Annotated in this window: 19 protein-coding genes and 1 pseudogene; 3 read left to right on the top strand and 17 right to left on the bottom strand. The window is 37.8% G+C overall.

Annotated elements, in window-relative coordinates:
* Positions 1-17: 17 nt before the first annotated feature.
* The 9 genes from ACFCYJ_RS07445 to ACFCYJ_RS07405 all read right to left on the bottom strand — a co-directional run bounded on the left by ACFCYJ_RS07445 (position 18) and on the right by ACFCYJ_RS07405 (position 6964).
* The gene (locus tag ACFCYJ_RS07445; RefSeq protein ID WP_376073190.1) at positions 18-905 is read right to left on the bottom strand and encodes a transcriptional regulator CcpC; all 888 of its coding nucleotides are present in this window, start codon (positions 903-905) and stop codon (positions 18-20) included.
* A gap of 68 nt (positions 906-973) precedes the next feature.
* Positions 974-1414 carry a cyclic-di-AMP-binding protein CbpB gene (gene cbpB, locus ACFCYJ_RS07440; protein ID WP_376072765.1) on the bottom strand — a complete coding sequence of 147 codons (441 nt, stop codon included), beginning with the start codon at positions 1412-1414 and terminating at the stop codon, positions 974-976.
* Positions 1415-1664: 250 nt separating this feature from the next.
* Complete coding sequence (locus ACFCYJ_RS07435) at positions 1665-1904, bottom strand: short-chain dehydrogenase (protein WP_376072762.1); 240 nt, start codon at positions 1902-1904, stop codon at positions 1665-1667.
* 68 nt (positions 1905-1972) lie between these two features.
* A complete protein-coding gene (gene fadH / locus ACFCYJ_RS07430) occupies positions 1973-2740 on the bottom strand; it encodes a 2,4-dienoyl-CoA reductase (RefSeq protein WP_376072759.1) in 768 nt (255 codons plus the stop codon).
* A 68-nt stretch (positions 2741-2808) separates the two neighbouring features.
* Positions 2809-3021, bottom strand: a complete 213-nt coding sequence (locus ACFCYJ_RS07425) for a hypothetical protein (RefSeq protein ID WP_376072756.1) — start codon at positions 3019-3021, stop codon at positions 2809-2811.
* Positions 2999-3292: a hypothetical protein gene (locus tag ACFCYJ_RS07420; protein ID WP_376072753.1), complete on the bottom strand. Its 294-nt coding sequence runs from the start codon at positions 3290-3292 to the stop codon at positions 2999-3001. Before ACFCYJ_RS07420 ends, ACFCYJ_RS07425 begins: the two co-directional genes overlap by 23 nt.
* Before the next feature lie 103 nt (positions 3293-3395).
* Complete coding sequence (locus ACFCYJ_RS07415; protein WP_376072750.1) at positions 3396-4580, bottom strand: iron-containing alcohol dehydrogenase; 1185 nt, start codon at positions 4578-4580, stop codon at positions 3396-3398.
* 16 nt (positions 4581-4596) lie between these two features.
* Positions 4597-5358, bottom strand: a complete 762-nt coding sequence (locus ACFCYJ_RS07410; RefSeq protein ID WP_376072748.1) for a 3-hydroxybutyrate dehydrogenase — start codon at positions 5356-5358, stop codon at positions 4597-4599.
* A gap of 85 nt (positions 5359-5443) precedes the next feature.
* The gene (locus tag ACFCYJ_RS07405) at positions 5444-6964 is read right to left on the bottom strand and encodes a CoA-acylating methylmalonate-semialdehyde dehydrogenase (protein ID WP_376072746.1); all 1521 of its coding nucleotides are present in this window, start codon (positions 6962-6964) and stop codon (positions 5444-5446) included.
* A 269-nt stretch (positions 6965-7233) separates the two neighbouring features.
* Here ACFCYJ_RS07405 and ACFCYJ_RS07400 point away from each other — a divergent pair, with 269 nt between their 5' ends.
* Complete coding sequence (locus ACFCYJ_RS07400) at positions 7234-7848, top strand: TetR/AcrR family transcriptional regulator (RefSeq protein WP_376072743.1); 615 nt, start codon at positions 7234-7236, stop codon at positions 7846-7848.
* Positions 7849-8217: 369 nt separating this feature from the next.
* On the opposite strand, the gene ACFCYJ_RS07395 is transcribed toward ACFCYJ_RS07400, so the two are convergent.
* The 3 genes from ACFCYJ_RS07395 to ACFCYJ_RS07385 are packed head-to-tail and all read right to left on the bottom strand — an operon-like array spanning position 8218 to position 13949.
* Positions 8218-10221 (bottom strand): sensor domain-containing protein, encoded by a 2004-nt coding sequence (locus tag ACFCYJ_RS07395; protein WP_376072740.1) that lies wholly within the window; start codon positions 10219-10221, stop codon positions 8218-8220.
* A gap of 29 nt (positions 10222-10250) precedes the next feature.
* Complete coding sequence (locus tag ACFCYJ_RS07390) at positions 10251-12407, bottom strand: RNA degradosome polyphosphate kinase (protein ID WP_376072737.1); 2157 nt, start codon at positions 12405-12407, stop codon at positions 10251-10253.
* Between the two features lie 6 nt (positions 12408-12413).
* Entirely contained in the window at positions 12414-13949 is a 1536-nt protein-coding gene (locus tag ACFCYJ_RS07385) for a Ppx/GppA phosphatase family protein (RefSeq protein ID WP_376072734.1), read from the bottom strand.
* Positions 13950-14322: 373 nt separating this feature from the next.
* Here ACFCYJ_RS07385 and ACFCYJ_RS07380 point away from each other — a divergent pair, with 373 nt between their 5' ends.
* The gene (locus tag ACFCYJ_RS07380) at positions 14323-14517 is read left to right on the top strand and encodes a hypothetical protein (RefSeq protein ID WP_376072732.1); all 195 of its coding nucleotides are present in this window, start codon (positions 14323-14325) and stop codon (positions 14515-14517) included.
* A gap of 18 nt (positions 14518-14535) precedes the next feature.
* Here ACFCYJ_RS07380 and ACFCYJ_RS07375 read toward each other — a convergent pair whose 3' ends face one another.
* The 3 genes from ACFCYJ_RS07375 to ACFCYJ_RS07365 all read right to left on the bottom strand — a co-directional run bounded on the left by ACFCYJ_RS07375 (position 14536) and on the right by ACFCYJ_RS07365 (position 17486).
* Positions 14536-15438 (bottom strand): chemotaxis protein, encoded by a 903-nt coding sequence (locus ACFCYJ_RS07375; RefSeq protein WP_376072729.1) that lies wholly within the window; start codon positions 15436-15438, stop codon positions 14536-14538.
* A 245-nt stretch (positions 15439-15683) separates the two neighbouring features.
* On the bottom strand, positions 15684-17009 hold the full coding sequence (locus ACFCYJ_RS07370; protein ID WP_376072726.1) for an MFS transporter: 1326 nt from the start codon (positions 17007-17009) through the stop codon (positions 15684-15686).
* A 159-nt stretch (positions 17010-17168) separates the two neighbouring features.
* Complete coding sequence (locus tag ACFCYJ_RS07365) at positions 17169-17486, bottom strand: winged helix-turn-helix transcriptional regulator (protein ID WP_376072724.1); 318 nt, start codon at positions 17484-17486, stop codon at positions 17169-17171.
* 157 nt (positions 17487-17643) lie between these two features.
* Here ACFCYJ_RS07365 and ACFCYJ_RS07360 point away from each other — a divergent pair, with 157 nt between their 5' ends.
* Positions 17644-18036, top strand: a complete 393-nt coding sequence (locus ACFCYJ_RS07360) for a DoxX family protein (protein ID WP_376072721.1) — start codon at positions 17644-17646, stop codon at positions 18034-18036.
* Between the two features lie 288 nt (positions 18037-18324).
* On the opposite strand, the gene ACFCYJ_RS07355 is transcribed toward ACFCYJ_RS07360, so the two are convergent.
* The gene (locus ACFCYJ_RS07355; RefSeq protein WP_376072718.1) at positions 18325-19188 is read right to left on the bottom strand and encodes an NAD(P)-dependent oxidoreductase; all 864 of its coding nucleotides are present in this window, start codon (positions 19186-19188) and stop codon (positions 18325-18327) included.
* Between the two features lie 685 nt (positions 19189-19873).
* A pseudogene (locus ACFCYJ_RS07350) lies at positions 19874-20005 on the bottom strand (MerR family transcriptional regulator); the annotation flags it as partial.
* Positions 20006-20140: the final 135 nt, after the last annotated feature.

The raw sequence follows: 20140 nt of genomic DNA, 5'->3' as shown, positions 1-20140 counted from the left end.
CTGCCTTGATAGTATTCTTATTTCGTATAATCAAACAAACATCGTGCATGGTCTTGCACTACCTCTACAAAAGCCTCTACTTGTCGTAACTCAAATGAAGATTCATAGCCAATTAACCAAGTATCACGTGTTAAACCAAATTCTTTTTCATTATTAGTTAATGCTATTTTATTAATACCATCATTATCATTTAACGTGATTGAAGGTAAAATAGCATAACCAATACCATTCAATGCCATTTGCTTACAAATTTCAATCTGATCAACTAAAATTTGTTTTCGTGGATTTGATGCGAAATGCTGCCGCCACCATTGTTGAATTTCCTGATAATAGTTGGAATCACTTTTAAATTGAATAAAAGGTCGGTCTGACGTCAGGACATCTTCTATCGTTTTTAACTCTTTATCTACTAAATAAAGGGTGTCACGAAAAAGATGAATTTTTTCCCCTCTCCAATCAACCTGCCCACGCACAATCCCTACATGAGCCTCACCCTCATAAAGTGCTTTTACAATTTCAGAGCTCCAGCCGGTCATAAGAGAAATTTTTGCCTCAGGATATTTCGTTACAAAATCCTTTAATATTATCGGAAGCCAGTTTTGTCCGACAATCGATGCACAGGCGATTTTCAATGTCCCGTTTACTTTCGTCGTTAATGATTGGATTGTTTCATAAATCTCTTCTTTTTTGCTGAGCATTTCTGTTGCATAGGCAATAATAAGCTCTCCAGCAGGTGTCGCCGTAAGTCCTTTTTGCGAACGAATAAATAACTGCGCTCCCCAGTCTTTTTCAATAGTTTGAAGCCTTTGAGAAAGTGCTGGTTGCGATAAAAATAAACGTTCTGCTGCTTTACGCATATTACGTTCCTCTGCTAGTACTTTTAAAATTTCAGCCTCCGTTGCCATCAATCAGTAAACCTCCGATACAAGCAAAGAGGACCTCATGATTTTCATCTGAGTCCCCTCTTAAACTACTACTCTTTTTGATAAATATATTTTTTCAATTGCTTTAGAATAACACGTCTCGTTAAAATTCCTGCAAATGTTCCTTCTTCGTCCACAACACATAAAAAGGCGTGGTTAATAACTAAGTCCAGAGCTCGCTGAAAAGTATCCGTCAACTTTAATACAGCGATATCTTTATCCATTATCGTATCCACTTTAATATCTGGTAACTTTTCATATTCAATATGTTCTAGTCCAAGAATGGATTCAGTAATCATCTTCATACTTAGTAAACCTTGAAGTCGGTATTTCAAATCTAAAACAGGTATCGAAGAATACCCTGTACGTGTAAGTACTAGGAGTGCATGTTCCGCACTATTTCCACTTTGAACATGTGCAACCTTTTCAGATGAAATAATAAATTCACTAATTGGCATTGCTAATAAGTCTTTGCTGTTAGTTGAAATCATGAACTTCTTCTCCTTTTCTGTCCTCGCTTTGCAGAACAGGATGCTTCCCTTTTATCATATCATAACTATTCCTTTTATGACCACGACAAGGCCGAGAAGAGTTTTTTATTACCACGAATTATTTTAGCAATTTGAAACAAAACTAAGTATCAAAAGTGCATATATAAGAGGGTTTCACCTGATAGGAATGGAAATATCTTCATTCAGTTTATATTTAGAAAATATGAACTGAATGAAGAAAAAAATCTTTTTAATAGCCGTACTTACTCCAATAATAAAAAATCATTATCCCTAAAAAAAGCAAAAAAATGATATATACCCATACTATTGGGTTGAGCATAGTCGCATACTCTTCAACGGTTTCTGAAATCGGCGTATCGTTTTCTGATTTCCGCTGAGACGTCATTTTAGCAATTTTCAGCGTCGACACAAGCGAAATGGCAGAAATAATCGTAATGGCAATAAGAGCCGGTATTAACCACATACCCATCGGCAAAACTCCTTTCTTTACCCTTAGTATGCGTCAACCCAGCTCTTCATTATGCAAAGATTTTTATTTTAGAACGGATACTGATTGAGCCATTGCCCACCATCAAGTGTCACACATTCTCCGTTCATATATCTTGCCTTATCAGATATCATAAATGTTGCTAAATCAGCAATTTCTTCAGGCGTGCCTGTACGGCCTAATGGAACCGAGTCCAATGTACGAGCAGCAGCAGCCTCTGACTCCCAAAGCTTTTCTGCACCACCTGTACGCTCAATTGGACCTGGAGCAATTGCATTTACTCGAATTCCATATTGTTTTCCCCATTCAACAGCTAACGTTCGAGTCAATGACAATACACCTGCTTTCGCTGCTGCAGAATGAATAACACCAGGACCTGCATTCCATGCGTAAGTCGCGACCATATTAAGAATAGATCCTTTAATATTATTTTGAATCCAGTACTTACCGACTGCGGAAGAACAATAGAATGTTCCATTTAAAACAATATCAACAACAGCCTTCCAACCATTAGGTGATAAATCCTCTGCACGCACTATAAAATTACCAGCTGCATTATTCACAAGCCCATCAACCTGTCCAAACTTTTCAACAGCAAATGCTAGCATTGCCTCTGCATGCTCAGGCACTCGAACATCCATTTGGAATGTTTCAATCGTTTTTCCAGCTTCTAAAATAAAGGCTTTCGCCTCTGCCAATCGCTCCTCATTACGACCTGTAATAACAACATTTGCTCCTTCAGCAACGAATTGCTTCGCCATATAAAGCCCCATTCCACTTGATCCACCTGTAATAATAATTGTTTTCCCCTGCAACATACGATTTCCCCCTCCGCAAAAAATGAATGATGATTCACTTAAAATATTACTATATTTTCTCGAATATGTCATATTAATTCTACAAACACATGGAGAGATTGAAAGGTTCTGCTAGCTGGGATTCTAATGTTGCTGGGTATTCGCGGGTATTTCACTGCTGCGCGCGGGTATTTGCTTCTCTTCCGCGGGTATTTCACTGCTGCGCGCGGGTATTTGCTTCTCTTCCGCGGGTATTTCCTTGCATATAGTTTCAAAACATTAATATAAATAAATTGGATCACCGCCATAACGTGTGGTTGATTTCCGTTCCGACTGTGCGCTTTCTTGGGGGCGTCGGGCCAACACGATGTTGGTCACTAAGGCGTTATCACAGGATGTGTTGCTTTTAGCCTTCGCTCTATTACTAATCCCCAAGGAGTCGCCCAGCCTCCACTCCCACCAACTTATATCAATTTCTCTTTGGCATAATTGTTGCTGTCGCTTCGCTTTCGCACAGATAAACAATGCGTCCGGGTTTTGAAAAAGATAAATGGCATACGTAATGTCATACACACCTTTTGGCGATGAGCCAATAAATTGGTTTAATTAATAAAAAATAGAGTTACAAATTAAATATGATTTGTAACTCTATTTTAGACAGCTTCTTATCGAAACCCTAAAACTCATAATGATAGGCAATTTTGTAAAGTTCCATAAGCTCTGCCTGTGTCGGAACTTTAGGATTATTTCCGGGGCTACCACTGGCAATTGCATCCGCTGTCATTTTTGGAATAGCATCGTAAAAGGCTCGTTCATCAATTCCCCATTGTTTTAAATTTCCTATTTCCATCTTCTTGCACATTTCCTTAATCGAATCAATAGCTAAATCGGCAAGCTCTTCTTGAGATAACTGCTCATTATCTTTATTGAAAAACTTACCTAGATCCGCTAGCCGATCGATACAAGCATCCTTTGAAAATTCTAATACTGCTGGCAAGAGCATGGCATTTGAAATACCATGGGGCACATGGAATAACGCTCCTATTGGACGAGACATACCATGTACTAAAGCGACAGAAGCATTTGAGAATGAGAGACCTGCTTGCATGGAGCCTAGCGACATCGCTTCCCGAGCATCAATATCATGACCTTGCTCGTAAGCTTTTAAAATATTATGAACGATTAACTCCATGGCTGATAGTGCAAGTACATTCGAGTAAGGATGTGCTAAACGAGATAAATAACTTTCAATAGCATGACTTAATGCATCGATACCAGTCGCTGCAGTGATGGAGGGTGGAGAGGTAACCGTTAAAATCGGATCTACAATAGCGATGTTTGGCATAAATGCAGGCTGCTTAATCATCATTTTCACTTCATTTTTCGTATTAGTAATAACTGTTACATCCGTCGCTTCTGAGCCAGTCCCCGCAGTTGTCGGTATCGCAATATGTGGAATCGGTGCTTGCTCTGCGATTTTTGCCAGTTTCATATAATCGCCAATATAACCACCATTCGTTGCAACTACTGCAATTGCTTTTCCTGTATCGATACAGCTCCCGCCACCGACAGAAATAATAAGATCACAGCCCTCAGATTGTAAAATATGAAGCCCCTCTGCTACATACGTATCCACTGGTTCCGTTGTTACGCCTAAATATGAAAACGATTCTAATCCATTTGCTCTTAATAAAGTGCTACATTGATTAACAAAGCCTAAACTATCCATGATCGGATCACTAATGATAAGAGCCTTAGTCCCTATTTTTTTTGCGTATTCGCCTACTTCTTGAAAAGAATCTCGTCCATAAACGATCGTTCCTGGCGAATGAACCGTATAGATTGTTTTTGTTTGAATCATATTTCACCCTCCTAAGCTATTGTGCTGTATAACCGCCATCCAAAATAATTGCTTGACCTGTTAAACCCTTTGCCAGATCACTAGCTAAATAAAGCGCAAGTCCTGTAATTTCTGAGACATCTAGTAAGCGTTTTTGAGGAACAAGTGGATAAAGAACCTGCTCAAGCACTTCCTCTACTCGGATTCCCCTTGTTTTTGCTAAATCCGTAAACTGATTACGCACTAATTCTGTATCGACATACCCTGGACAAATGGCATTCACGGTTATCCCCTCAGTTGCAACCTCTAGTGCCGCTACTTTCGTTAGACCGATAAGTCCATGCTTTGCCGCATTGTATCCAGCCTTACCTGCAAACCCGATAACGCCATTAATGGATGCCATATTAATAATGCGTCCGAACTTATTGTTCTTCATATGTGGTAACACATATTTCATTGCTATAAAAGGTGCAACAAGCATCACTTTTTGCATAGATTCGAAGATTTCTGTCGCGAAATCCTCTATAAGAGAAACATGTTGAAACCCTGCATTGTTAATGACAATATCTATTGTCTTAAACTTTTTAACAGTAAAGTCAATCGCATCACATATTGCCTGTTCATCCGTAACATCACATGTGTATGCTGTTAATTGTGGATTGTGTTTAATTGCCTCCGCTAAAAGCTGTTCATTCATGTCTGTTATCACTACATTCGCTCCCTGTTCAGCAAACGCTAGTGCCATGGATAACCCAATTCCACGTGCTGCTCCAGTAATAAAAACTGTTTTTCCTTTCACGCAAACCCTCCTGAGAATAAAGTATCCTACCTATAATTTGTGCCATTTAAAAAGAGCTGTAAAAGAATACAGCTCTTCATTTGTATTAGTCGTTATTACTTGGGAATGCAAACGTAGATGCTGTCGATGCTTGACCTGTCATCCAACGCTCTGATATTGTTTTTGTTTTTGTGAAGAAGCGTGCTTGATCTGGACCAAACATATGACCTTCTCCGAAACGAGAACCTTTAAATCCAGCAAAGTTATGGTAACCAACAGGAATAGGTATTGGTACATTCACGCCAACCATACCAACATCGATTTCTGTTGTAAATTTACGAGCTGCTAAACCGTCATTCGTAAAGATTGTGACCCCATTTCCAAGCTCATGTTTATTAATAAGTTGAATGGCTTCGTCCAATGAATCAACACGTACAACATTTCGAGCTGGACCGAATATTTCTTGTTCATAAATTTCCATGCCTGGTTTAACATTATCTAGCAATGTCGGCCCTACAAAGAATCCTTTTGACTCTTTGACAATAGCAAGTTCACGACCATCACAAACAACTGTTGCGCCTTCAGACTCTCCTCGATTGATCGCCGCAATAATCGCTTCCTTCGATTGCTGTGAAATGACAGGGCCAAAGTCTGTTTCTGGATTTGTATATGAGCCTACCTTCAAATTAGTGATTTTCTCCTTTAAGATTTCAACAAGACGATCTGCGGTATCCTTGCCAACAGGCATAATCGTAGAAATGGCCATACAACGCTGAGAGGCCGCTCCATAAGCTGCTCCGATAAATGCATTTGCTACCTGGTCAAGATCTGCATCAGGCATCACAACCATATTGTTTTTTCCTCCACCAAGCGCTGTAACACGTTTACCGTATTTCGAGCCCGTTTCATAAATATATTGGGCAACTGGTGTCGATCCTACAAATGAAATTGCTTGCACAATTGGGTTTTCTAATAGTTCATTTACTGCATCTTTATCCCCGTTTACTACCGTCCAAATACCATCTGGTAACCCAGCCTTTTTCCAAAGTTCGCTCACATACAAGGCAGTCATAGGAACACGTTCAGAAGCTTTTAAAATAACTGCATTGCCGACAGCAATTGCCATGCTTGTTTGTGCTAAAGGCACCATGATTGGAAAGTTAAATGGTGAAATAGCCGCGACTACACCTAATGGATATTTTGCAGAGTAAGCATTAATTTGACCACCGACATTAACAGAATACTCCCCCTTCATTAAATGAGGTGCACCGATAGCTAAGTCAACAGACTCCAAACCACGGGTAATTTCACCTCTCGCATCTTCAATTGTTTTACCGCTCTCTGTACAAATAATTTGTAAGAGTTCCTCCATATTTTCAGTAATAAGATTACGGAACTTTAATACAACCTCAGCACGTTTAGCTACTGACGTATCTCTCCATTGTGGAAACGCTGCCTGTGCCTTATCAATTGCTTCCCGAGTTTCTTCTACAGTTGCAAGTGGCACCTTGGCAATCACCTCACCCGTCGTAGGATTGTAAACAGAACCAAAGCGACTACTTTTTCCTTCCACAAGCTCTCCACCAATGAAATGTGTTAATGTTTTAACCTCATGTGCCGTTGTCATATTTATTGTCCTCCTTTAAAATTGTTCAATTTCTTTAAACTTAAATAAACTGCAGACATATCATTCTTTCTTGAAAATCCAATGCACCCTAGCCAACTTCAGTCTTTTATCGTAACATTAGTACGAGAAAATCTGAATGACCATAGTCATTGACTTCGGTCACTTAAATCATAATCAAATTAATTCCATATCGTCAATCAAAATTTTTATATTTTCAGAATTTTTCACAAAAACATCTTAATATACTTAATTCGGAGGAATATGAGAATATGAATTCATTAACGAGCCGTCAAAAAAAGGCATTAGAAACACGGGAAAAATTACTCAAAGCATCATTAGATTTATTTAATAAACATGGATTTGAGCATGTGTCTGTTGAACAAATTACGAAAGCATGTCATGTATCGAAGGGAACGTTTTACACCCATTTCCCGTCTAAGTACGATGTTATTTTAGATAAATTTAAGGAACTTGATAGTTTTTATAGTACTGTGGAAAAAAATATTGACTCTACCTTACCAGCAAGCGAAAAAATTCTAACGCTTTATAAAGAGCAAATGAAGTATTTAACAAATGTTGTGGGCAAGGATTTAATGCGAACAGTCTATACCGCTGCGATGACAAGTCAAGTGGAACAAGATCATTATTTAATTAGTCCACAAAGGAAAATATTCCAAATCATCAATACTTATTTAGAGGAAGGCGTTCGACTTGGAGAATTTCGCCAAGATTTGCAGGTTACTCAAGTGCAGGCTATTATTCAGCGTTGTATGCGTGCAAATGTCTATGATTGGTTAATTCATCATGAAGACTTCAATTTATCAGCGGAAATGGCGCTATTTACAACTATTGTGTTAGATGGATTGAAAGTAGAAAATAAATAGCTAACTTTTAGAAGGGGTTGCATAGATGGAAACTGCATGAGCTCAGATGAAGCGATTTTCTGATCCGGTTGTATCTCCATTCGCTCAGGCTACCGGGAGAACTGATCAGGTAGCTCGGAGATATGATCAGATTATGTCTTAATTTGATCGGGTAACCGGAAGTAGTGATCAGCTCAAGCCTTTATTTGATCGGGTAATCGGAAGTGGTGATCAGCCTAGCCTTTATTTGATCGGGTTACCGGAAGTAGTGATCGGGTTAAGCCACCTTGAATTGTACATTCGTTCACCTAGATCCTCCCCTTCCCAAAGCTCTACAAAAAAGTAGCACTTCATCCCATTCATGATGAAGTGCTACTTTGTTTGTTGGCTTTAGCTAACAAAATATTTATTAACAATGGTTTCTACGGGTAATGGCTTGTTATATAAATAGCCTTGCCCTTTTTGGCATCGGTGGCGTTTTAGGAAATCAACCTGTGATGGTTCCTCGATCCCTTCAGCAACGACCTCCAACCCCAAATTATGGGACATTGAAATAATGGCCTTAATAATGGCCTCATTTTTATCATCTTTTGTAATATCTGCTATAAACGATTGATCAATTTTTATAATATCTATCGGATAACGCTTTAAATAGCTTAGAGATGAATAGCCCGTTCCAAAATCATCCACGGAAACATAAACACCTAGCTGCTTCAATTCGGTTAGAATTGAAAATGTTTCATGGACATTCGTCATGGAGCTTTCGGTAATTTCCACCTCTAACAATTCAGGCGGCACATTGTATTTTTTCAAGGCCGCTTTAATTTTCCGAGCAAAGTTTTCTTTTCTAAATTGTTTTGGCGAAATATTGATGGCAATTCGTACTGGTCGATAGCCATTCATCTGCCACTCTTTTTGATAGCGACACACCTCGTCAATAATCCAATCACCGATTTCAATGATTAAGCCTGATGCCTCTGCAATAGGTATAAACTGTGCAGGAGACACGAAGCCAAATTTCCGGTTATTCCATCGTAATAATGCCTCAAAGCTATTAATACTGTTATCCATTAAATCCATTTGCGGCTGTAAATGAATACTTAGTTCATTAAATTCGATAGCACGACGTAAATGCGCCTCCATCAGTGCCTCATTTTGAAAAATAGTTGTCGTATCCTCACGATAGTAACGGTAGTGCGAACGACCATGCTCTTTTACAGAAAATAATGCTTTATCTGCTTTACGTATAAGCGTTTCTAAATCTTTGCCATCCGCTGGACTAAGGGAGATACCAATTGACACGCTAATAAAATATTCCTGCCCATCAATCATGAATGGCTGTTTTAATGCATCTAAAATAGCGGTAGCCGTCTGTTCAATTTTGTTGACCGTTGCATCTTTTAGAACAAAAATAAATTCATCGCTATTATAACGATAAAGCGAGCATTTGGAGTAACAGAGCTCATGAAGTCTTTGACTAAACATTCGTATAAGTTCATCACCCTTACTTTCACCAAGGGATTCATTAAACTTTTTAAAACGATCAATATCCATTAAAATAATAGCTGCTTGCTGATTATGCTTTTTATCATTTAAATGCTGAAGCCACTGTTCTTTTAAAGCCTTACGATTCCAAATACCCGTTAATTCATCCATTAATGCTAGGTAATAAAAGGCCTGATGATCATTCATAAATGAAGTGGCATCTTTCACAAATAAATGTACACCTATAATTTCACCATTCAAGTATGTTGGATGTGTTCTTAAATAAAATGGTTCTTTACTTAACAATTGGTGTTCAAACATGCATTGGGGCATACCCAATGCTGAGCCCTCAATAGTTTTGGCAAATAATAATTTAAATTCGTTGATATACTTACTCTCTAATAATGAAAAAATATTTTGTCCTATCAAGCTTTGTTGTTCTTTTGACAAAAGAGAAGTGGCAGCAACGTTTTGATGAATAATGCGACCTTGCAAATCAGTTGTTAACACCGGACATACGTGTTGTTCCACAAATTGCAAATAGGGTTCTACTTCATTCTGCTTCTCACGTAGAATAACTGCTACAACTGAATTTTCTAAGTGCTGTACACGAACAACAAATGTTTTTACTTTGTGCTCCGTACATACTTCTAGCTTTTGGTCTATATTGAATTCTTGTTGTAATATATTCGATAATTGCAGCCAGCATTGCTCCGTAAAAAACTGTTCTGCGTTGGTGGCTTTCACATCTTGTAGCTTCATAAATGACGGTAGCTTTTCGTTGAAATTAACGACTTCAAACGCTTTTGTATCAACTTTTCTCAAACATACGACAGCATCAAATGGATTAAGTTGTATGATTTGATGATAGTCTGCAAATTGCGCTACATTCTCTTTATATTTTTTCATGATATCCCTCACTAAGTAGCGTGTTTGCTTTATTCTTCGTCTAGCGTAGGTTTTAGTGCATCCTTTAGGAAAATTTCCTGACTATTAATTGGATCTTCACCACGATCAAATTCTTTGTAATGATATTTTCCATTGGAGTCTTGAATACGAGCTTTTGCTGTATCCTCAAGTTGTGTATTCATAATGTTAATAATACGAGCTTTTGCTTCACTTGCATATACTGGGAATAAAATTTCCACACGTTTAATCATATTACGAGTCATCATATCTGCAGAAGACAAGTATACTTTATTTTCCCCATTATGATGGAACCAATAAATACGCGAATGCTCAAGGAAGCGACCAACAATACTCGTTACTGTTATGTTTTCACTAATTCCAGGGATGCCTGGTCTAATGCAACAAATACCACGAATGATCAGCTCTACTTTCACACCTGCAATGGATGCCTCATATAGCTTCATCATTAAGTCTTTATCCGTTAGTGAATTCATTTTAGCTCGAATAAAACCATTACCATGCTTCTTATGACATGCAATTTCCTCATCCATTAAGCGGATAAATTCATCTCGAATATCAAACGGTGCCACAACTAAATGATTAAAAGCTGGTTTCTCTGTATAACCACTTAAATAGTTAAAGAAGTTAGTGGCATCAATACCAAATTCCTTATCTGTTGTTATGATACCCATATCTGTATAAATTTTTGCAGTTGCATCATTATAATTTCCTGTGCCTAGATGTACAAAACGTTCAATTTTTCCATTTCGACGACTCACAACAAGCGTTATTTTCGAGTGTGTTTTTAAGTTATTCATACCGTAAATAACAAGGCAGCCGGCTTGCTCAAGTTGCTTTGCCCAAAGCACATTATTTTCTTCATCAAAACGCGCTTTCAACTCAACTAAAACTGTTACCTGTTTACCATTTTCTGCTGCAAGCTTTAAGGCTTGTATAATGGGAGAATTACCACTTACACGATATAATGTTTGTTTGATGGCTAACACGTTCGGATTAACGGCCGCTTCTGCAATAAAATCTACAATTGGCACAAACGACTCATATGGGTGATGGAAAAAAATATCTTGTTGCAGAGCTTTTTCAAAAATATTTTCATCCGACTGCAAATCTAATGGTGGCTGTGGAATAAAGCTTTCATATTCTAAATGTTCTCGACCAACAGATATGCCTTTTACAAAAGAGAACATAAATGTTAAATCTAGCGGTCCATCTATATGAAAAACATCCGTTTCTTCAATTTCAAATTCATCTAGTAAATATGTAAGAACTTCCTCGCTCATCTCGCCCTCTCGAACTTCGAGACGACTGCCAACACCCCATTTACGTTTTTTCAGCTCTTTTTCGATTTCTACAAGTAAATCTCTTGCACCTTCTTCATGAATCGTTAAATCAGCATTACGTGTTAAACGGAAAGCCTGAGCTGATTTGACACTGTAACCATAAAAGAGTTTTTCTATATGCGCTACAATCACGTCTTCTAATAAGACAATAACGGTCTCTCCGTCTGCTGATGGTACTTTAATATAACGATCTAAGACAGATGGAACTTGTACAATGGCTACCTTTTCACGATTCTCTAAGTCAGCTTCATCTTGCTCTAATAAAACAAGTAAATTTAATGTTTTACCAAGCAAAATTGGGAAAGGACGATACGCATCTACAGCTACGGGTGTTAAAACAGGGAAGATGGTTTCTGCAAACATTTCATTGACAAATGCTTTCTGTGTACTAGTTAAGTCTTTCATGTCTGCAATATGTACATTATGTTGTGGTAATAAATCATATATTAAGTGTCTGTAAACTTCAGTTTGTCGGCGCACTAATGCCTGAGTTCGCTCTGCAATTTTCGCTAATTGCTCTTTTGGTGTTAAGCCTGACTTATTTTCGGGCTTATGGAAACCTGCACGTACTTGATCCTGAAGACCTGCAACACGCACCATGAAAAATTCATCCAAATTCGAGCTAAATATGGCTAAAAATTTCAATCGTTCTAGCAGAGGATTATCGACATCCTCTGCTTCCTCTAAAACTCGTTCATTAAAGGCGAGCCAGCTTAATTCACGATTATTATAGTATTGCGGTTTAGCGATTTCCTCTAGTAATCGACCTTGTATTTCTGATGATTCTTTGTCACTTAACTGATTATTCGTAACTTCAGTTGTCATAATTGTTCAACCCTCTTCCACAAAGTTTATTTTTATCGGTATCTTTAGTGCGCGTTCTAGATGTTTTTTTTGTCGGTTTGCTTGGTATATTTCAGCGGCCGCATTGTGTTTCACATAGATGCTAAGCTGTACATAATCCTCTTTAGTTTGCATCTTAATGGCCTTGACAATTCTTCTTTTAGACACATTTAACGCATAGACAAATTTCAAAAAAGCACCAAAATCTCGTATTTTACGATACTCCTCACGACTCATCCATTCTGTAAACGGAGTAGCAAATCGCTGATAATAATCTTTATTTTTATATGAGGCTAAAAGTGCTAATTTTACACGTTCCTTATGATTTAGCCCATCGATAGATTGGTTCGCAATTAAATAAAAGGTATGCTGGCTAGCAGAGCTTAACTCAATATACTCCCCTATATTAAACACCCTCGCCGCTTTCTCCAATAATTGCAAATCTTTTGGATGATGTTGTAAATAACCGAAGTGGCAACATTCACGGTACAATTGATCTGTTAAATGCATTAAATAATCCGCTTCTTCTTCGGAACGACCATACTGACGAGCCAATCTTTTAGCGTTTCCCTCAAACACATTGTACTTATCGAACACACTTTTATCTGTTTGCAAAATACGCTGTATAATGAGCCCTTCTCGTAAACCCTTCTTTGTTATCTGGAACAATTTACTGCCAACAACTTCCATTAACACATTGAAAACCTCTAATGCAGGGACAATGATATCCGCACGATCTGCCGAAAGCCCATCTAACTGTTTCAAATCATGAAAGCTTAAATTACCTAAAAATACACTGAGCTCCTCTAAATTTCCTTTCGTCATTTCGTAGCCATGTACACTTGCTAGTGGATATGCATGTTTTTGTTGGTGGATTTGGGCAATATTTCGAGCACTACCACCAATAGCGATAATCGGTAAACCGATATCCTGAATCCATGAAAGTGATTTGAACTGTTCCTTCACAAAAGTAATAAGTTCCTTTTTTTCACTTCCATTCATAATTTCGCCCTTTACAAAACGTTGCTTTAAAGAAACTGTACCAAAAGGAAAACTATGAGATTTCTGTAGCTCTTTATTTTCAAAAAGCGTTATTTCAGTACTACCGCCACCAATATCGATCGTTACAGCGGACTTCGTGCCTATAGAATGAGCTACAGCAATAAAGCCATAATATGCCTCTTCATCTTCAGATAAAAGCTCTATTTGAATGCCTGTCCGTTTTTTCATTAAGGTCATAATTTTTTCTCTATTGGTCGCCTGACGGATTGCAGCTGTTGCAGCAGCTTTAACATCAGTCACTTCATAATCATCAAGTATTGCTTTAAAAGTCAATAATGTTTCTGTTAATACTTGTATACCTTCTTCAGACATTTCACCAGAGGACTGTAAATATGTACGTAAACGGGCAACCGTTTTAATATTGCCAATCTCACGAAGTCCCTCTTCTTTATCGTATTGATACAATACTAATCGAACAGTGTTTGAGCCAATATCGATGATAGCGGTTTTTAATTCATTCAAATAATCACTTCCTTAGCGCATGCATGCAGAGTATTAATGGTTCTACCTCAAATATTGAGCTGAGCCATTATGTGTAGGTACTCAAACAATCAGGAACTCCCTTTTTTCGATAGAAGTGTCAGGATATTTACCTTCCTATCAAAATTGTATAGACACCCCAACAAAAAGAACATTATTATTTTGTTCCTAGCCTCATGGATCTATACAAAAAAGCCGGAGCCTAAAAGAGGCATCCGACTTTCTTTAACTTCTTTCAGCAAGTGTTTTATGTAACGTAAGTGAAACGGCAGTTACAAGTGTTTTATGTAACGTAAGTGAAACGGCAGTTACAAGTGTTTTATGTAACGTAAGTGAAACGGCAGTTACAAATGTTTTGGTAGCGAAAGCGAAGCGTCAGCTACAAATGTCTTTTGTACCGAAAGTGCAGCGGCAGGTACAGAAGTCTCCCACCTCTATAGATGTTGAGATGAATGCGAATTTAAGTTACTTTTCAGCTGGTATCCAAACATCCGCTGAAATAAAGGAACTCAGTCTAAGTTACCTTTTCCAACTTTATCTTTTTTTGTAAAACCTTGATAAAAATTTTTTATATGATAAGTTGATCGATTCGTAAAATAAGCTCCGCAATTTCTGGCTTACTAATTTGATCCTCTGCACCTACTTTGTCACCTTTATGACGAAGATCATCCGTAATTAAGCTTGAGAAAATAATGACAGGAAGCTTTTGGAGATCTGGATGCTCCTTTATTTTACGCGTTAAATGATGCCCATCCATTTGTGGCATTTCAATGTCCGTCACAACTAATTGAATATGCTCGGATACATCGCTACCACTCTTGACGATAGATTCGAGGTATTCATAAGCATCATGGCCGTTTTCAAAGAATTCAACATTCTCATAACCTGCTTCTTTCATAGTATCGAATAAGAGCTTACGTAGTAATGGTGAATCTTCTGCAATTAAAATTCGTTTTTCAGAGCGCTCACGTTTACCAAGCTTTTTAACGGCTTCTACACTAATACCAGAGTCTGGATTTATGTCTACCATAATTCTTTCGAAATCAAGCAATAAAATCATTTGCTCATTTTGCTTAATAACCCCAATTACTTGGGATGTTCCTCCCTGATACATATCAGAAGGTTTTTCGATCTGATTCCATGAAATACGGTGAATCTGTGTTACATTATCTACATGGAATACTACACGCTGTTTATTAAACTCAGCTACAATATATTTTTGCTGAGAACTACGCTCTTGACTTTGAATACCTAATACTCGGAGCATATCAACTACTGGTAAAACCTCACCTCGTAATTGAATAATCCCTTCTACATGCGGGTGCGCGTGTGGAATAAATGTTACTGGAATCGGTTGAATAATTTCCTTTACTTTAATAACGTTAATACCAAATTTATTATTAGCTACTTCAAATTCAACAATTTCTAGCTCATTTGTGCCACTTTCTAATAATATACCTTTATGTTCCAAAGCAACCCCGCTCCTTTCTATCCAACTTCTATTTATAATTCAATTGTATCATAGGCAATACATTTCTCCTACTTGCTTTTTCCAATTTTATCATTAACATGGCTCGCTATCCATAACGCGGGTTGATTTCCATACAAAAAAACAGTTAGTGCTGTCGCTTCGCTTTTGCAATTGGTCCAAGTGGCTTATATGACACCCTCAGGAAAGTGCTCAGCCTGATATACATGGCATACGTATATGTTTTATCAACTATCATCTCCAACTTTTGAGCCATTGACTTTTAGATGGACCAATAGGCCAATTATCGTCATCACAATTAATGTCGATAACGCAACACGACTTGCTAGCGTTCCGTAGTCTTTCATCCATAATGTAACCGTTCCGTAGACTGCTGGCCCGATAATGGAGGATACTTTACCCGAAAATGCAAATAGGCCAAAAAACTGACCCCGTTTTTCTTCTGGAGACAATTCAATAATATATGTTCTAGATGTTACCCACATGGATCCTAGCGATACGCCAAACATACTACCCGCAAGCCAGAACATCCATTGCTGTGTCGCAAAGACAGCAAATGTTAAAGCAACAATCATTAATATCGCCACCACGGTTATCGCACGCTTGGCTCCAATTGCTTTTGTAATATAACCAAATGCAAAAGAGCCAATAATAGTTGACACCGTAGACACTAAATAAAGCACGATAAATTGACCTGAAGTAAAGCCTACGATTGTTGTTGCATATACAGCCATCATTGCAATGGTTGTTGCAATTGCATCGTTTAAAAAGAAGTAAGCAATCATAAAGGTGAAAATAGCTTTATATTGCTTCATATCCTTAAATGTTTGAACAATTTCCTTATAACCATCTAAAAATTTAATAGGCTTTCGTTGAGACGTTGGTATCGGTGTATCTTTATTAATAAAAAATAATGGCAAAGAAAATAATAAATATAAAATGGCAGTTGGAATAAATGCTCGATGGAAATCACTATTTCCTACGTACAAATAAACAAGTAGTCCCAAAATTGTACCCAGATAACCAATCGCTACCCCATAGCCAGAAATAAGGGGCATTTCCTCTTTCGTCCCTAAATCACCCATCATGGAATCATAAAATACTAGACTGGAATTAAAGAAAAATTTTGCGATGATAAAACTAGCTACAACTAAAAATAAACTAAGTGGCACACCTGAATAATTTGTTGGTGTCTGTAGATTCGCAAAAACCCCCATCATAAAGGTAAAGAAGATGGAAATAGATGCAAACCATACTATAAATCTCTTTTTATAGCCTGTATTATCAATCCATACACCAAAAAGTGGCGAAAAAATAACGAGGAAAAAGCTAGCAATAGCATTCGCATAAGAAATAAACGTGCTTGCCACCTGCTGCATTACCTCATTCGTCCCTAAAACCTCATCCATATAAAACGGAAAAAATATCGTATTAATATTTGAAGAAAATATTGTATTCGCAAAATCATAAAATGCCCACGACAAAATTGGCAGTGATAAATAAAGAGCTAACTGACTCCGATGCTGCACGTCTACTGTTGAATTTCGCTTCATAAAACCCTCCTCCCATTCTCTATACTATTAAATAAATTCCCCCATGTAATAAAAAATACCTTTTATTTAAAGAAAATTAACACTATTTACAATATACATTCAGTTTCATTGACCATAATAAAAAAATATCCAAGCCCCCTCGCTTGGATATCCATTGTACTATTCTTCTATATTCACCCACATAGAAGACCATTGTTCAATTGCTTTAAGGACCGGTGCAAGTGCATGTCCTTTTTCTGTTAGCTTATATTCAATCACTACTGGTGTTGATGGAATAACTGTGCGCTCCACAATGTTCTCAATCTCTAATTCTTTTAATCTCTCCGTTAACACACGACTGCTAATACCCACCTGATTTTTTATTGTTGAGTATCGTTGAGGACCTTCTAATAACTGATAAATAAGCAGGGTGTTCCAGCTATGATTTACTATTTTTAATGCCTTTTCAAATCGTGGACAAATTTTTTTTCGATCCAATTTTCCTGCCTCCAAAGTATTTTGTTCTTATATAAGAGTATATCATTTTTTCGAAAATCAGTTTAAAAAATAAAATTTAGTTACTTGACAAAAGTTGTTTTTAAAAATAAACTAAGTTACGAAATGTAAGCTAAAAACAAAAGGAGTTTATTTAACTATGCAAAATATCGGTTCAACTATTTTACGTGTGGTGCTTGGCATTATTTTTGCAACTCACGGTTTCCAAAAGTTTCAGGGAGGTATCAGCTTCACAGCTGATTATTTTGATGCCATTGGTATTCCAGGCTTCATGGCTTATATTGTTGCCATTATAGAACTAGTCGGTGGTGTAGCAATTATTTTAGGCTTAGGCACAAGACTTTTCGGGGCTTTATTGACAGTGACAATGATCGTTGCCATTTTTACAGCGAAGCTTAGCGTTGGCTTTATCGGAGAAAACGGCTTAGCTGGATATGAATTAGATTTAGCTTTAGCTGCAATGGCTTTATACTTTGCACTTGCAGGAGCATCTAGTTTTTCTTTAGACGCAAAACTTTTTGATAAAGAGTGATGCTTCCGTAGTTAACTATTTTCTGTGTGGTAGTGAGCTACAATATCAATTTCACCTTGGCGTACTTATAGCTGTCGTTACAGCTAAATTGCCACAGGACGTGGGTTCGTGGGTTCATTCCTCTATTTGTATGTACGCCCATTGAAAAGGAATCACATACGCATTAATCTCCCACCTATCAGCGGTGAGCGTCTTCTACTGAATAAGATATATATGAAACCCGAAGTATCTAAAATTGATACTTCGGGTTTCATAAAATTTTAAATTCTATTTTCTAGTAGGTTAACTTTATTGATATGCCTTTAAAAGTGCCTGAGTACCGTTTTCACCATAGCCCTCTTCCATTAGCCTTTCATACATATCATAAGCAAGTGTTAGACCTGGTAATGTAATCCCCATTTTTTTAGATTCATCTAACGCTATTTTCATATCCTTTACAAAATGCTTTATATAAAAGCCAGGTGCATAATCTTCTTTGATCATACGGGGGGCTAAATTACTTAACGACCAAGAGCCTGCTGCACCAGATGAAATGGATTGCAATACTGTCGGTAAATCAAGTCCAGCCTTTAAACCGTAAGCCAGTGACTCACACACACCAATCATTCCGGAAGCAATAACGACCTGATTACACATTTTAGCATGTTGCCCTGCACCTGCTTCACCTTGATAAACAATATTTTCACCGAAATGTTGCATGACTGATAAAACTTGATTGAATGTAGCTTGGCTACCTCCAACCATAATTGATAATGTCCCATTTTGAGCACCAATATCTCCTCCAGAAACAGGTGCATCAAGCGCTTCTACTCCTAGTTTTTGGGCATGCTCGAAAATTTTCTTTGCCAATGTTGGCTCAGAAGTGGTCATATCAATAACGATATTGCCAGATTCAGCTGTTTGAAATAAACCGTGATCTCCAAAATAAACTTCCTCAACATCCGCAGGGTATCCAACCATTGTAAAGGCAATTTCCTTGTTTTTAAATGCTTCAGCTGGTGTACTTGCCCAAGTTGCACCTAACGCCAACAGCGGCTCCGATTTCTCCTTTGTACGTGTATAAACTGTTACCTCATGACCATTGTTTAATAAATGTTTAATAATACTACCACCGATACGAAAAACATATACATATTTAAAAAATGTAGACATTTCTACTGTGACACAACTTATATCTTCCGACTTTCGTATTTGTGTCTTCCTTATTCACTGAGTCTGGTTTCGCAAAAAGCTACTGCCATTTAGCATGACTCTCCAAAGGCTTAAATTCCGCAGTATCGTTGCGTACACATCTAAGGTTTAGTGTCAGATCAATTATGCCTCGGCATAATTGCGTCCGAAATCGGCTTTGTGCTTAGGCCTGCACGAGGGCCGACACGATGTCGGTCATTTCGGTAATGCCACAGGACGTGGCGTTTTTACCGATGCAGGTCAGTTAGCCGTTATCGCATGGATGCGATGATTTTAGGCTAACATCCCCTAAGCACTCCTTTCCGATTCCGTGACATCCGCCGGAGGCTTTGGGCCAACGTGATGTTGGTCACTCAGTCGTTGCCACAGGACGTGGCGTTCTTAGACTGAGTTCCTCTATTTCAGCAGGTGTTTGGACACCCGTTGAAAAGTAACTTTAATCCGCATTCATCTCACCATCTATAGAGGTGGGAGACTTCTGTACCTGCCGCTGCACTTTCGGTACAAAAGACATTTGTAGCTGACGCTTCGCTTTCGCTACCAAAACACTTGCTGAAAGAAGTTAAATTCCTTAGATTGAGTAATTTGCTAAGTTAATGCTTGCGTTCAAATCTCTATCCAACTTTAATCCACAAGAGCAGATATTTAATTGTTCAACAGAGTAATATCCCGTACCACTAGAAGATACATGGGCAGGCATAAACTCGCCCTTTGTTTCCATTCTTCTTAGCGTTACAGCATTTACACCAACACGTTTAGCAAATTTCCCAATGGACATTCATTCCATGCGTACCGCCTCTCTTTCACTATGATAAAATCACATTACCCTATTTAGAGAGGTTGTTAACATTTTTATATTTGTATATATTTTTCTTGTTCACACGAAGGCGCAACCCTTCATGCAGTCTTTCTC

This window comes from Lysinibacillus sp. NPDC056232 (assembly GCF_042267565.1).
Classification (GTDB): domain Bacteria; phylum Bacillota; class Bacilli; order Bacillales_A; family Planococcaceae; genus Lysinibacillus.
This window is presented reverse-complemented; position numbering and strand designations above follow the sequence as displayed.